The sequence below is a fragment of the Streptomyces sp. NBC_00076 genome, from assembly GCF_045041235.1.
Taxonomy (GTDB): Bacteria; Actinomycetota; Actinomycetes; order Streptomycetales; family Streptomycetaceae; genus Streptomyces.
The window spans coordinates 7,854,171-7,867,376 of the sequence record NZ_CP108242.1 but is presented as its reverse complement, the minus strand read 5'-3'; the positions used below and the strand labels follow the sequence as shown (position 1 = coordinate 7,867,376).

Sequence of the window (13,206 nt, the reverse complement as noted above, 5' to 3'; positions counted from 1 at the left end):
CGCGGTCCGGGACAGGGGCCGGCCGTCGCAGACGGTGACCTGGTGGCCCTGGCTATGGCTGCGACAACCAACTCACCGGCGGGATCCGCCTCGGCTCGCTCCGGATGCCGGCTCTCACATCTTGCCCCCCACTACTTCTCCGTCTCGCTGCTCTTCACCGGCGGTTACCCGGCCCTGACCTGGGTCCCGTTCGTCCTCGCCGGCATGGCCGTCGCCCGCCTCGACCTGGCCGCCCCGACCCGGCCGCCACGGCTGTCCGGATACGCCTGGCCCTCACCGGGGCCGCCCTCGCCGTCACCGGCTACGGCGGCTCCTGGCTGGCGCTGCGCCTCGTGCCCGGTGCGGCCCGGGGCCGCCGAAGCCGTCCGGGAAGCCGAAGGAGGATCGGGCATGGCATCCATCGCGTCCGCATCGCCCGGCACTGTCGGCATCTTCGGTGACACCCCCTCCCGGATGCTGGCCGCCTCCCCGCACAGCGAGGCGACCCTTTCCATCGTGGGCAACACCGGGGTGGCGGTCCTGGTGATCACCGCGTGCCTGGCCGCCACGGACGCCTTCCACCGGCTGCGCCGCCTGGCCGGGCCCGTCATCACGGTCGGCTCGATGTCGCTGACGGCGTACGTGTACCACATCGTCGCCATCTGGCTCCTGCGCACCGAGGAAGTAACCGTCCCGCCCCTGTACGTCCTGCTCGGCTTCATCGCGTCCGTCACCGTCCTCGCCACCGTATGGTCCCGCTTCTTCCAGCGGGGGCCGCTCGAATGGCTGATGGGCCGGGCGACCGGGATCGCCCGGCGCATTGACTGAGACGCGTCCGACGGAGCGCGATCAGATCACCAACCGCAAGGAGCGCGGTTCCAACGGTGGCCTACCTGGCCCATCGCCGGTGGACCCCGCTCTCGCCGGTCAGTGGGGGGCTGGCTGATTCGTCTTCCCCACGTGGGTCGTGACCCACTCCACGACCTCCTGCATGGACGCACCCGGGGTGAACAGGGCGGCGACTCCGCTCTCCAGGAGTTGGACGATGTCGCCGTAGGGGATGATGCCGCCGCCGAACACGACGATGTCGGAGGCGTCCGCCTCTCGCAGCAGCTCGACGACCTCGGTGAACAGGGTCATGTGCGCGCCGGAGAGGACCGACAGGCCGATGCCGTCGGCGTCCTCCTGCACGGCCGTGGCGACGATCTGGGCGGGCGTCTGGTGGAGTCCGGTGTAGATGACCTCGACGCCCGCGTCGCGCAGCGCCCGTGCGATGACCTTCGCGCCTCGGTCGTGACCGTCCAGACCGGGCTTCGCCACGACGACGCGGAGAGGTGCGGTCGGCATACGGGGGTTCTCCTTGTCCTGCCGGAGTTGTCGGGGGTGGGGCACTGCCTAGCTGTCTAGCTGTCGTCGGCGGGGCTGTGCGTCCCCCAGATCTCGCGCAGTGCGTTGCAGACCTCGCCGACGGTGGCGCGGGCGCTCAGAGCGTCCTTCATGGGGTAGAGGATGTTGTCCTCCCCCTCGGCGGCCTTCTTCAGCGCGTTCAGGGCCTCGTCCGCCGCGGCCTGGTCGCGCTCGGCGCGCAGCTCGGCCAGGCGCTCGGCCTGCCGGGCCTCGATTGCGGGGTCGACGCGGAGCGGCTCGTAGGGCTCTTCCTCGTCGAGCTGGAAGCGGTTGACGCCGACCACGACCCGTTCGCCGGAGTCCGTCTCCTGGGCGATGCTGTAGGCGTTGCGCTCGATCTCGCCCTTCTGGAAGCCGCGCTCGATCGCGCCGACCGCGCCGCCCAGCTCCTCCACCTTCGCCATCAACTCCAGCACCGCCGCCTCCACATCGTCGGTCATCCTCTCGATGACGTAGGAGCCCGCGAAGGGGTCCACCGTGGCGGTCACGTCCGTCTCGTGGGCCAGGACCTGCTGGGTGCGCAGCGCGAGGCGCGCGGACTTGTCCGTCGGCAGGGCGATCGCCTCGTCGAAGGAGTTCGTGTGCAGCGACTGCGTGCCGCCCAGCACCGCGGCCAGGCCCTGGACGGCGACGCGCACCAGGTTCACCTCCGGCTGCTGCGCCGTCAGCTGCACACCCGCCGTCTGCGTGTGGAACCGCAGCATCAGCGACTTGGGGTTCCTCGCGCCGAACTCCTCACGCATCACCCGCGCCCAGATCCGGCGGGCGGCACGGAACTTGGCGACCTCCTCCAGGATCGTCGTACGGGCCACGAAGAAGAACGACAGGCGCGGGGCGAAGTCGTCGACGTCCATGCCCGCCGCGACCGCCGTGCGCACGTACTCGATACCGTCCGCGAGGGTGAACGCGATCTCCTGCGCGGGGCTCGCACCCGCCTCCGCCATGTGGTAGCCGGAGATCGAGATCGTGTTCCACTTCGGGATCTCGGCCTTGCAGTACTTGAAGATGTCCGCGATCAGCCGCAGCGACGGCTTCGGCGGGAAGATGTACGTACCCCGCGCGATGTACTCCTTCAGCACGTCGTTCTGGATCGTGCCCGTCAGCCGGTCCGCGGGCACCCCCTGCTCCTCCGCCACCAGTTGGTAGAGCAGGAGCAGCACAGCCGCCGGGGCGTTGATCGTCATCGACGTGGAGACCCTGTCCAGCGGGATCCCGCCGAACAGCACCCGCATGTCGTCGATCGAGTCGATCGCGACACCCACCTTGCCGACCTCGCCGTGCGCGATCGGCGCGTCCGAGTCGTGGCCCATCTGGGTCGGCAGGTCGAAAGCCACCGACAGGCCCATGGTGCCGTTGGCGATCAGCTGCTTGTACCGGGCGTTGGACTCCGTCGCCGTGCCGAAACCGGCGTACTGGCGCATCGTCCACGGCCGGCCCGTGTACATCGACGGATACACACCCCGCGTGAAGGGGAACTTCCCCGGCTCCCCCAGCTTCTCGGCCGGGTCCCAGCCCTTCAGAGCCTCCGGCCCGTAGACCGATTCGATGGGTAGTCCGGACTCCGACTCACGCACGACGGGCTCCTTAAACACGGGACGGCGAATTCTGCCGCAGACTCCGACGATAGGGGCCGGCTCAGGCTTTCGCGTACCCCTGGATATGCGGCAATCCGTAGGGGCAATCCAGGGGTGTCAAAAGGTGACCGCAGCAGAGAGGATTCCGGAGAGACGAGAGGAGGCCCATGCGTATGGTCGCCCAAGAATCCCCCGCCACCGCGCAGAGCCAGGTCGAACTGGAAGGCGGTCCCAGTCACTTGTGCGGGACGGTGAGGCTCACTGAACTCGACGAAGTGATCTTCTCCGAACAGAAGATAAAGATCCGTTATCTCAATGGATACGAGCACTACGAATCCATCGGCGCACCCCTGCAGAAGGCGGACGAGGGCGCCGTGTCCGCTCCCGCGAAGTTCCGGTGGACCGGACGGACCAAGATCGCAGAGTAGCCGAGAGCCGCACCCCCCAGCACAGCGCCCCGCCGACCCCCGGCGGGGCGCTGTGCCGTCCGGCGACATGCCCGGGGCCCGTGCGAAAGGGGGACCGCCACCCGATCGGGTGGCGGTCCCCCTTTCGCGTTCTCCAGCCTCAGCGCCGGTCGGCCGTCGACGGGGTGCGGCTTTCCGCCCGGTCCGGAGCGGGGGTCGCCGTCGGTGCGATGCGGTGGGGCCACCATGCCGTACGGCCGAGGAGGGCCGTGAGCGCGGGGGTGAAGAACATCGCCATGACGAAGGAGGAGATGAGGATGCCGAAGGCGACGGCGAAACCGGTCTGGGCCAGCGTGGGCTCGCTGGCGAGCAGCATCGCGGCGAAGCTGCCGGCCAGGATCACGCCGGCGGCGGCCACCGTGGGGCCCGCGTGCCGGATACTCTTCGCCGTCGCCTGCCGGGCGGTGAGGCCTTCCTTGGCCTCTTCCCGCAGACGGGCCACCATCAGGATGTTGTAGTCGGTGCCGATGGCCACGACGAACAGGTACATGATGACCGGCAGGAAGAAGGTCAGCCCGGCCTGGCCCTCGATGTGCTGGAAGAGCACCACGCTCGCGCCGAGGGTCGCGCCGAACCCGAGGGCGACGGAGATCATCAGGTAGATCGGCGCGACGAGGCTGCGCAGCAGCAGGCCGAGGATCAGCATGATCAGTGCGGCCGCGGTCGGGAACACCACCGAGAAGTCGCGGTTGACGGCCTCGTTGATGTCTACGTACACCGACGTCACGCCACCCACCTTGGCCTCGGTGCCCCCCGGGGCGCCTCGGTGGGCGGCGGTGCGCAGTGGGCCCCGGACGATGTCCATGGCTTTGCTGCCATTGGGGTCGACCAAGAGGATCACGCTGAATTCGGCGGTGCGGCCGTCCTTGCTCAGCTGGGTGCGGGACACCGAGCCGATTCCCTGAACGTCCTTCAGCCGCTCGGCGTAGGCGGTCATGTCGGCTCCGCGGAGCTTCTCGCCGTTGGTGGACCGCAGCAGCACGGTGCTGGGGTTGGTGCTGCCGGCGGGCAGGTCCTCACGCATGGCGTGCAGGGCGACGGAGGACTCCTGGGCGGAGTCGGCGGACGCCTCGGACGCGAAGGTCGGCTTGTAGCCGAGCGCCCCGACCGCCAGGACGATCATGAGCAGGCCGGAGCCGGCGGCGAACAGCCCGGGGCGGCGGGCGACGGCGTCGCCCACGGCGCCGAAGCGGGCCGCGCGCGCCTCGTGACGCCAGGCCTTGGAGGGCCAGAACACCTTGGTGCCCATCAGCGAGATGACCGCCGGGATCAGGGTCAGGCAGGCGAGCAGGGTCACGGCGATGGCGATGGACAGCGAGGGGCCCATGGAGGCGAGGAAACCCAGCGAGGACAGCAGCAGCGCCATGAAACAGACGATGACGGCGCCGGCCGCGGAGGCGATGGCCTCACCGACCCGGCCGATCGCCGAGATCATCGCGGTCTTCGGGTCTTCTCCGATCCGGAGCCGCTCACGGTAACGGAACATCAGGAACAGGATGTAGTCCGTACCTACGCCGAAGAGCACCACGATCAGCAGCGAGGACACGGAGCTGTCCGCCTTGAGGTGGAAGACCTTGGCGGCGGTCGCGATGAGTCCGTTGGCCACCTGGGAGACCAGGACGATCCCGGCGATGGTGACGATCGTGATGGTCGGGCTGCGGAAGATGATGGTCATCAGCACGACGATCAGGACGAGGGTGCCCACCCAGATGAGGCCGTCCGCCTTCTTGCCCGCCTCCTCGGCGTCGTAGGCGGTGGCCGCGTCACCGGTGACGCCGACCTTCAGACCGGTGCTCTTCACCAGTGGCTTCAGGTCGTCGCGCATGTCGACGACGGTGTGCTGCTGGCTCTTGTCCCCGGCCGCCACGTCGGCCATGGACACCAGCACCGTCTGCACCTTCTTGTGCGGGGACGGTGGCGCGACGATGACCTGTTCGACCTTGTCGTATTTCTTGCGTTGCATGGTCTGGCCGATCTCGGCCACCTTCCGGGAATCGTCCTCGCCGAGGGCTTTGCCGTCCTCGCGCGTGAACACCACGATCGCGGAAGGACTGAATCCCTGCGGGAACTCCCTCTCCTGGATTTTCTGCGCCTGGATCGACTCGTAGTGACTGGGGAGAAACTCCGACTGGTCGGTCGTGGTGGTCAGGGTCGGCGCGAAACCGATGACGGCCGCTCCGGCGATGAGCCAGCTGATGATCACCAGCCAGCGGTGGGCTACTACGAAACGGCCCAATGCTTTGAACATGGTTCCTCCACTCCGGCCGCGCCGGAGCACTTGGTCTTTCCAGGGCTTGGCGGGGCTCTTCTGTCTTGTGTGGCGCTGTCGGTGCTGGGTCGGGTCGGTCAGTGCGGCAGGGCGCCGGCCTGCGTGCGTTCCATGAACGGGTCGAGCAGGCCGGGAACCGCCACCGAGGCGAACCGGAGTGCTTCGACGGCGTCCATGTCGGGGATGCGGACCACGCCCCGGCCCGCCGCGGTGGTGGCGCTCAGCGTGAGCAGTCCGGCGCGGCGCTGGAAGTACGACTGCCTGCCGCGCCAGCCGATGATCCCGTCCCGCCTGAGCGCCACCGTGCGGCGCACGAACGTGCCCTGCCGCACCACGACGTATCCCTCGGTCAGCCCGTGCCCGAGGCCCCGGTAGGCGTCACGGGCGAACAGCGCGCCCAACGGCACCAGCGGTGCGGCGCCGCCGAGGCTCCACCACGGCAGCAGGCCGGTCGCGGCGATACCGCCGAGCACGGCCGCGACCGTGGCGGGCAGCAGCAGGCAGCCGCGCAGCAGCCGGCGGCGCAGCGCGGCCCGGGGGTGGCCGTGCAGCACCGCCTCGGCGATGGGTGAGGCGACGTCGTGCAGCACCTTGGCGGTCACCTCGTGCACAGCCGCCAGGGGGGCGGCCGGCAGCAGCTGCGCCGGGTGCGTCAGATGGCTGCCGCGTCGGCTGAGCCCGGTGGCCAGGATGTTGACGCGGGCCGCACGGGCCCAGCGCAGCGGCAGCGGCTGGACGATCTCGACGCCGCGGATGCGGCGTTCCTCCACGGACACCGACCGTGAGGTGAGCAGCCCGCGCGTCATGTGCAGCGAGCCGCCGGGCTCGCGCTCCAGACGGTGCCCGAACCACGCCTCGGCGAAGGCGACCAGGGCGCCGGCCACACCGATGGCGAGCAGGACGGCGATGACCACGGCGACCGCCACGGCCGCCGGCAGGGACGACAGCCAGTCCCAGACCGCGCGGGCTGTACCCAGCTTCGTGATGTCGATCCCGAAGGTGTCCAGGAGTTTGGACAGGCCGATGAAGACGGCCATCACCCCGGCCAGGGTGGTGAAGGTCAGCGGTGCGTAGCGCGCCCAGGTCCAGCGCATCCGGGCCAGCCGCACGGGCAACTCGGGTGCCGTGCCCGCGTCGCCCGGTGCCTGACGCAGAAGCAGGGCCCGGACCTGGACGGCCTGTTCGCGGGAGATCCCGTCCAGGACGAGATGCTCGTCCTCGTCGCGCCCCTGGTGCTCGCCGGTGCCGATCTTCACTGCGGCGAGGCCGAAGAGCCGGTGCACCGGGTTGGCCGTCAGGTCGGCGCTGCGCACCCGGTCCCGCGGGATCGACTTCTCCTTGCGGAAGAGGAGTCCTGACTGCAACTCGACCTTGCGGTCGGTGAACCGGAAGCGGGTCGTGCGGTAGCGGACCCACTCGTGGCCGGCCTGGACCGCGGCAACGACGATGTAGGAGCCGAGCGCGATCCAGCCGTGCGCGTTCAGCCGCCCGGCGGCGAGGGTCATCGTCCCGACGAGCGGTACCGTCGGCCCGGCCAGCCAGCTGACGCTGACGACGACCATCCGCGGGTGCAGCCGCTGCCACGCCGCTTCCAGCTCCGCCTCTTCCCGGGCGGAGGGCCCCTCGGACACGTCGTAAGCCTTCGTACGGCTGCTCACGTGCCGTCCTCTTGCAGCGCGCGGACGTGTTCGCTCAGGCGCTCGACCATGTCGACGGCGCGCTGGTGGTCGAGACCCTCGATGGTCACGGGGCCGGCGGCCGAAGCGGTGGTCACGGTCACCGCGGACAGCCCGAAGAGCTGCTGGAGCGGGCCGCGCTTGGTGTCCAGGGTCTGGATCCGGTTGAAGGGCGCGACCCGCCACTCGCGGACGATCCAACCGGAGGTGGTGCAGACGGCCTCGCCGCCGGTCTCCCAGCGGTGGACGCGGTACCGCCACCACGGAGTCAGCAGGACGTACAGAGCACCGAGCGGGCAGGCCACGGCGAGGGCGGCGGCCAACCAGACCCGGGCGTCGGGGGCCAGCGCGTAGGCGGTGGTGAGACCGGCCAGGACCGGGACGACGAACAGCAGGTTCTGCGTCATCCACCAGCTCACGGCACGCCGGGACACGCGGTGGCGCGGCACGAGTCGGCCGGTCGGGTGCCCCCGGCCGGTGTCCGGGGCGTCCCCCGCCACCGCGTCCCGCGGTGACCGCCGCTCCTCTTGTCGCACTGCTCGTCCCTCTCCTCGGGCCCCTCTTCGGCGTTTTCGTCATCAGCCAAGCAAGCCGGAGCGGGTGTGCGGGAGAGCGCTTCGTGGGAAGTGGGAGCGACCAAGGTGTCTTTCTTGGCCGTGCGATACCAACTTTCGTACGGTCTGCGTCCGGCAATGCAACGCGCCCGCACCTCCTGCTCCATACCGCCAGTACGGTGGCTGGCGTGAAAAGCCCGATTCGCTTCCTGGGCCGCGGAGTCCTGCTGGATGTTTTTCTGGTCGTTGGGCTCGTGGTGCTCAATGTGTATGTGGCGGTGTGGAGTGGTTTGCCGGAGGGGGGTCATTCCGGTGCGGGGCGTTGGGCGGGGTTGTGCTTGCAGGTGGTGGTGGCGTTGGCGCTCGTGTGGCGTCGCCGGTGGCCGTTGGTGGTGCTGGGGGTGGTGGTGGTCGCCGGCGTGGTGATGTCGGTGTCGGTGTGGTGGGCCCCGGGGGTGTTGGTGGGGTCGGGTGCGGGGGGTGTGTGGGTGCCGGCGGCGACGCCGTTGGCGGCGTACGCGGCGGTGCTGTACGCGCGGGGGGCGCGGGTGGCGTGGGCGCTGATCGCGGTGGCGTCGGTGGTGGCGATGCGGCCGTGGGCGCTGTCGTACGAGGTGGCGGCGGCCGGGGTGGTACTGACGGCGGTTCCGGGGCTGTTGGGGATGTATGTGGGGGCGCGGCGGAATCTGATCATGGCGTTGAGGGAGCGGGCGGAGCGGGCGGAGCGGGAGCGGTTCTTGCTGGCGGAGCAGGCGCGGGCGGAGGAGCGGGTGCGGTTGGCGGGGGAGATGCACGATGTGGTGACGCATCGGGTGAGTTTGATGGTGTTGCAGGCGGGGGCGTTGCGGGTGTCGTCGTCGGATGAGGGGGTGCGGGCGGAGGCGGAGGTGTTGCGGGCGGCGGGGTGTCAGGCGTTGGAGGAGTTGCGGGATTTGGTGGGGGTGTTGCGGTCGCCGGTGAGTGTGGAGGCGGGGTCGGTGTCGGCGGTGGGTTCGGTGGGTGGGCCTGTTGGTGGTGTGGGGTTGGGTGTGGGGGTGTTGGTGGAGGAGTCGCGGGGTGTGGGGGTTGAGGTGGAGTTGGTGGAGTCGGGGGATGGTTCGGTGGTGTCGCCGGTGGTGGCGCGGACGGGGTTTCGCATCGTGCAGGAGGCGTTGACGAATGTGCGGAAGCACGCGCCGGGCAGTGGGGTGCGGGTGGAGGTGCGTTATGAGGCGGATCGGGTGCGGTTGTCGGTGTGCAACGGACCGGCGCGGGAAGCGGTGGATGAGGCGTTGGCGGCAAGCGGGTCGGGAAGTGGCCTGAAAGGCCTGGGGCAGCGAGTGGAACTCGTGGGCGGCACCTTCGAATGGGGCCCCCTGCCCGACGGCGGCTTCCGCATCGAATCGGTTCTGCCGACGTATGTGCCTACGACGATGTCGTGGATCCGCCCCAGCAAGCCCGGCGCCTCGGTTTCACAGACCTCGAGCGGCTGAACCGGCACCCGTTCACCGGTTTTCGCGACAAGGCGTTGCCTACAGTTTCACCAGCCGCCACCGGATTTTTACCGGAACTTCCCGGAGCCTTTCTCCCAGCGAAGACCCCGGCGAGGCGGGTGAGGACGGCCGTCTCGCGTTCGGTGAACCTGCCCACCAAACTCTCGGCACGTTCGCGCGCTGCCTCTTCGTCGGAGAAGGGGCCCCTCTGCCCAAACGGCGGCTTCCGCGTCGAATTGGCCGCGAGCGGCTGAACCGGCACCTGTTCACCGGCTTGACGACAATGCGCTGCGTTCTGATTCAGCAGCCGCCACCGGGTTTTCACCGGAACCTCCCGGAGTCCTTCCTCAGCGAGTGACGAGTCCGGCGTCGTAGGCGAGCAGGCCGGCCTGGGTGCGGTTGGTGCACTCCAACTTGACCAGCATGCGCGAGACATAGCCCTTGACGGTAGCCTCGCTGAGGAACAGCTTCGAGGCGATCTGGGCGTTGGACAGGCCCTCGCCGAGGCAGGTCAGGACGTCCGTCTCACGTTCGGTGAGTCTGCCCACCAGGCTCTTGGCACGTTCACGCGCGGCCTCTTCGTCGGAAGAGGCGGCCACCAGGCGGCGTGCGGCCACGGGCGAGAGGATCGTGTGGCCGTCGGCCGCCACGCGCACCAGACCGATCAGGTCCTCGGGCGGCGTTGATTTCACCAGGAACCCACTGGCCCCGCTGCGCAACGCCCGCAGGACGTACTGGTCCGCGTCGAATGTGGTGAGGGCCACGACCCTCGGTGGCTGGTCGAGTTTGGAAATGCGCTCGATGGCGGTCAGGCCGTCCACGCCCGGCATTCGCAGATCCATCAGAACGATGTCCGGGCGGTGCCGGATCACCGCTTCCACCGCGGCCGCTCCGTCATGAGCCTCGTCAACGACTTCGATATCTTCGGAGGATCCGAGAATGGTGCGCAAATGTGCACAGACCATGGGCTCGTCGTCCACGACCAACACCCGAATTAATCTGTGCCCCATGCCCGGCAGTCTATACAGCCGAAGGTTCAGTGGGTAGGGCGGACTCGATGCGGAAGCCGCCGTCGGGCAGGGGGCCCCATTCGAAGGTGCCGCCCACGAGTTCCACTCGCTGCCCCAGGCCTTTCAGGCCACTTCCCGACCCGCTTGCCGCCAACGCCTCATCCACCGCTTCCCGCGCCGGTCCGTTGCACACCGACAACCGCACCCGATCCGCCTCATAACGCACCTCCACCCGCACCCCACTGCCCGGCGCGTGCTTCCGCACATTCGTCAACGCCTCCTGCACGATGCGAAACCCCGTCCGCGCCACCACCGGCGACACCACCGAACCATCCCCCGACTCCACCAACTCCACCTCAACCCCCACACCCCGCGACTCCTCCACCAACACCCCCACACCCAACCCCACACCACCAACAGGCCCACCCACCGAACCCACCGCCGACACCGACCCCGCCTCCACACTCACCGGCGACCGCAACACCCCCACCAAATCCCGCAACTCCTCCAACGCCTGACACCCCGCCGCCCGCAACACCTCCGCCTCCGCCCGCACCCCCTCATCCGACGACGACACCCGCAACGCCCCCGCCTGCAACACCATCAAACTCACCCGATGCGTCACCACATCGTGCATCTCCCCCGCCAACCGCACCCGCTCCTCCGCCCGCGCCTGCTCCGCCAGCAAGAACCGCTCCCGCTCCGCCCGCTCCGCCCGCTCCCTCAACGCCATGATCAGATTCCGCCGCGCCCCCACATACATCCCCAACAGCCCCGGAACCGCCGTCAGTACCACCCCGGCCGCCGCCACCTCGTACGACAGCGCCCACGGCCGCATCGCCACCACCGACGCCACCGCGATCAGCGCCCACGCCACCCGCGCCCCCCGCGCGTACAGCACCGCCGCGTACGCCGCCAACGGCGTCGCCGCCGGCACCCACACACCCCCCGCACCCGACCCCACCAACACCCCCGGGGCCCACCACACCGACACCGACATCACCACGCCGGCGACCACCACCACCCCCAGCACCACCAACGGCCACCGGCGACGCCACACGAGCGCCAACGCCACCACCACCTGCAAGCACAACCCCGCCCAACGCCCCGCACCGGAATGACCCCCCTCCGGCAAACCACTCCACACCGCCACATACACATTGAGCACCACGAGCCCAACGACCAGAAAAACATCCAGCACCGATGGACGCCAGGCAGACTCATGCGAGTGGCACCCACCGGCAGTCCAGCCCGCCCGCATGCCAACTCACCCCCGTACACATCGGCTTGTCGCCACATTGGTCGCGAGCGAGCCTAGTAGGTATCGACGCGGAGTAGTAGTTGGCGGGCTGACCTGCGACTTCGGTCCTCACGAGCGGCTCGGCGAAGAGGGCCGGCAGGCGCGGGGCGGGCGCGGCACACGGCCGAATAGCAACTTTCGTCGGTAGAGGTGCCAACGTTTCCCACTTACGGAGGCAGCTGCGAAAGGTGTTCAATTGTTCTTGTCGGCAACCGGAAGTCGGGTGCCGGGCCGAGCGTGACAAACACGAGACGCTCACCGGAACAATATTGAGGAGCGGCATGCTGTGGATCGGCATCGTCCTGGCGGTCCAGGGATTCGGATCCTTCCTGACCGAAAAAGTCTGGGACACGGAATTTGGTGTCACGGCACTGCTGCCGGACAGCACACCCTCGTGGGTGAGTATCGCGATCGGCCTTCTCGGGGTCGTCATTATCGTGATGACCGCCTCTCGATCCCGTAAGGCCGCGCACAACTGAATCGGTTGTCCCCAGAGACTCCCGGTGGCCGATGCATCCCCCGTCGTCGGCCACCGGGATTTTTTCTGTCCCGTCACATGAAAAGACGCGCCCAGCAATGGGCGCGTCTTTTCGGTGCAATGGGCGCGTCTTTTCGGTGGCTTTCCCGGCTCAGGCCGTCAGCCGCTCGCGGATGACCTCGATCACCTCGGTGACATGCTCGGTGAGGTAGAAGTGGCCGCCCGGGAACACCTTGAGGTCGAAGTCGCCGGTGGTGTGCTGTTCCCAGGCCCGTGCCTCGTCGAGGGTGGTCCGCGGGTCGGCGTCACCGGTGAGGACGGTGATCGGGGCGGCGATCGTGGCGCCGGGGTCGGCCCGGTAGTTCTCGATGGCGGTGTAGTCGCTGCGGATCGCCGGCAGGACCATGCGCAGCACCTCGTCGTTGCCCAGTACCCGGGGATCCGTGCCGCTGAGTTTGCGCATCTCGGCGATGATGCCGTCGTCGTCGCGCAGGTGGACGTTCTCCGCGCGGTAGGTGGAGGGGGCGCGCCGTCCGGAGGCGAAGACGTGTACGGGTCCCTGCCCGTCCTGTTCGAAGCGGCGGGCGACTTCGAAGGCCAGGACGGCACCCATGCTGTGGCCGAAGAAGACCAGCGGACGGTCCGAGCAGGGCCGTAGCGCCTCGTGGGCCCGGTCGGCCAACTCGGCGATGGTGTCGATGCCCTTCTCGGTGTGCCGGTCCTGGCGCCCGGGGTACTGCAGGGCGGCCACCTCGGTCACGCCGTTCAGGGCCGCGGAGACGGGGAAGTAGAAGCTGGCCGAGCCGCCGGCGTGGGGGAAGCACACCAGCCGGGTGGATACGTCCGGTGCGGGGTGGTAGCGGCGCACCCACGAGTCGGTCGAGGGAGCTGTCGTCATAGTGGGTCCATCCTGGTGGCGGTAACGACCGGGGGCGGGACGGGCCCGCCTCGGGTCGTCCGGGGTTCGGGGAAGTACCGGCTTCGAAGGTACGGGGTTGAGGGGCGGGGAAGGAGGGGAAC

At 69.1% G+C, this 13,206-nt stretch carries 13 protein-coding genes and 1 pseudogene; 5 read left to right on the top strand and 9 right to left on the bottom strand.

All coding sequences use genetic code 11. From position 1 onward, the window contains the following. Positions 1-141: 141 nt before the first annotated feature. Positions 142-807: pseudogene (locus tag OHA64_RS35310) on the top strand (DUF418 domain-containing protein); the annotation flags it as partial. A 99-nt stretch (positions 808-906) separates the two neighbouring features. Here the strand turns inward: OHA64_RS35310 and OHA64_RS35305 are convergent. Further along, positions 907-1,326 carry a cobalamin B12-binding domain-containing protein gene (locus OHA64_RS35305; protein WP_405620157.1) on the bottom strand — a complete coding sequence of 140 codons (420 nt, stop codon included), beginning with the start codon at positions 1,324-1,326 and terminating at the stop codon, positions 907-909. Between the two features lie 56 nt (positions 1,327-1,382). Continuing rightward, a complete protein-coding gene (locus tag OHA64_RS35300) occupies positions 1,383-2,978 on the bottom strand; it encodes a methylmalonyl-CoA mutase (RefSeq protein WP_405620155.1) in 1,596 nt (531 codons plus the stop codon). Between the two features lie 149 nt (positions 2,979-3,127). Between OHA64_RS35300 and OHA64_RS35295 the strand changes: the two genes are divergently transcribed. Continuing rightward, a complete protein-coding gene (locus OHA64_RS35295) occupies positions 3,128-3,388 on the top strand; it encodes a DUF5988 family protein (protein WP_405620153.1) in 261 nt (86 codons plus the stop codon). Between the two features lie 139 nt (positions 3,389-3,527). On the opposite strand, the gene OHA64_RS35290 is transcribed toward OHA64_RS35295, so the two are convergent. From OHA64_RS35290 to OHA64_RS35275, 4 genes are all read right to left on the bottom strand, one after another. Next, positions 3,528-5,675: an MMPL family transporter gene (locus OHA64_RS35290; RefSeq protein ID WP_405620151.1), complete on the bottom strand. Its 2,148-nt coding sequence runs from the start codon at positions 5,673-5,675 to the stop codon at positions 3,528-3,530. 98 nt (positions 5,676-5,773) lie between these two features. Continuing rightward, complete coding sequence (locus OHA64_RS35285; protein ID WP_405620149.1) at positions 5,774-7,354, bottom strand: PH domain-containing protein; 1,581 nt, start codon at positions 7,352-7,354, stop codon at positions 5,774-5,776. Further along, positions 7,351-7,908, bottom strand: a complete 558-nt coding sequence (locus OHA64_RS35280; protein ID WP_405620147.1) for a PH domain-containing protein — start codon at positions 7,906-7,908, stop codon at positions 7,351-7,353. Before OHA64_RS35280 ends, OHA64_RS35285 begins: the two co-directional genes overlap by 4 nt. A gap of 322 nt (positions 7,909-8,230) precedes the next feature. Further along, positions 8,231-8,620 carry a hypothetical protein gene (locus OHA64_RS35275; protein WP_405620139.1) on the bottom strand — a complete coding sequence of 130 codons (390 nt, stop codon included), beginning with the start codon at positions 8,618-8,620 and terminating at the stop codon, positions 8,231-8,233. Here OHA64_RS35275 and OHA64_RS35270 point away from each other — a divergent pair. Beyond that, a complete protein-coding gene (locus tag OHA64_RS35270; protein ID WP_405620145.1) occupies positions 8,619-9,398 on the top strand; it encodes a sensor histidine kinase in 780 nt (259 codons plus the stop codon). The two genes, OHA64_RS35275 and OHA64_RS35270, sit on opposite strands and share 2 nt — an antisense overlap. A gap of 347 nt (positions 9,399-9,745) precedes the next feature. On the opposite strand, the gene OHA64_RS35265 is transcribed toward OHA64_RS35270, so the two are convergent. Then, positions 9,746-10,408 (bottom strand): response regulator, encoded by a 663-nt coding sequence (locus tag OHA64_RS35265; protein ID WP_405620143.1) that lies wholly within the window; start codon positions 10,406-10,408, stop codon positions 9,746-9,748. A gap of 10 nt (positions 10,409-10,418) precedes the next feature. After that, positions 10,419-11,141: a sensor histidine kinase gene (locus tag OHA64_RS35260; protein ID WP_405620141.1), complete on the bottom strand. Its 723-nt coding sequence runs from the start codon at positions 11,139-11,141 to the stop codon at positions 10,419-10,421. Between OHA64_RS35260 and OHA64_RS35255 the strand changes: the two genes are divergently transcribed. Both OHA64_RS35255 and OHA64_RS35250 read left to right on the top strand, forming a co-directional pair. Continuing rightward, entirely contained in the window at positions 11,140-11,529 is a 390-nt protein-coding gene (locus OHA64_RS35255; RefSeq protein WP_405620139.1) for a hypothetical protein, read from the top strand. The two genes, OHA64_RS35260 and OHA64_RS35255, sit on opposite strands and share 2 nt — an antisense overlap. Positions 11,530-11,989: 460 nt before the next feature. Continuing rightward, complete coding sequence (locus tag OHA64_RS35250; protein WP_405620137.1) at positions 11,990-12,187, top strand: hypothetical protein; 198 nt, start codon at positions 11,990-11,992, stop codon at positions 12,185-12,187. A gap of 150 nt (positions 12,188-12,337) precedes the next feature. On the opposite strand, the gene OHA64_RS35245 is transcribed toward OHA64_RS35250, so the two are convergent. Beyond that, the gene (locus OHA64_RS35245; RefSeq protein WP_405620135.1) at positions 12,338-13,084 is read right to left on the bottom strand and encodes a thioesterase II family protein; all 747 of its coding nucleotides are present in this window, start codon (positions 13,082-13,084) and stop codon (positions 12,338-12,340) included. Between the last annotated feature and the right edge of the window lie 122 nt (positions 13,085-13,206).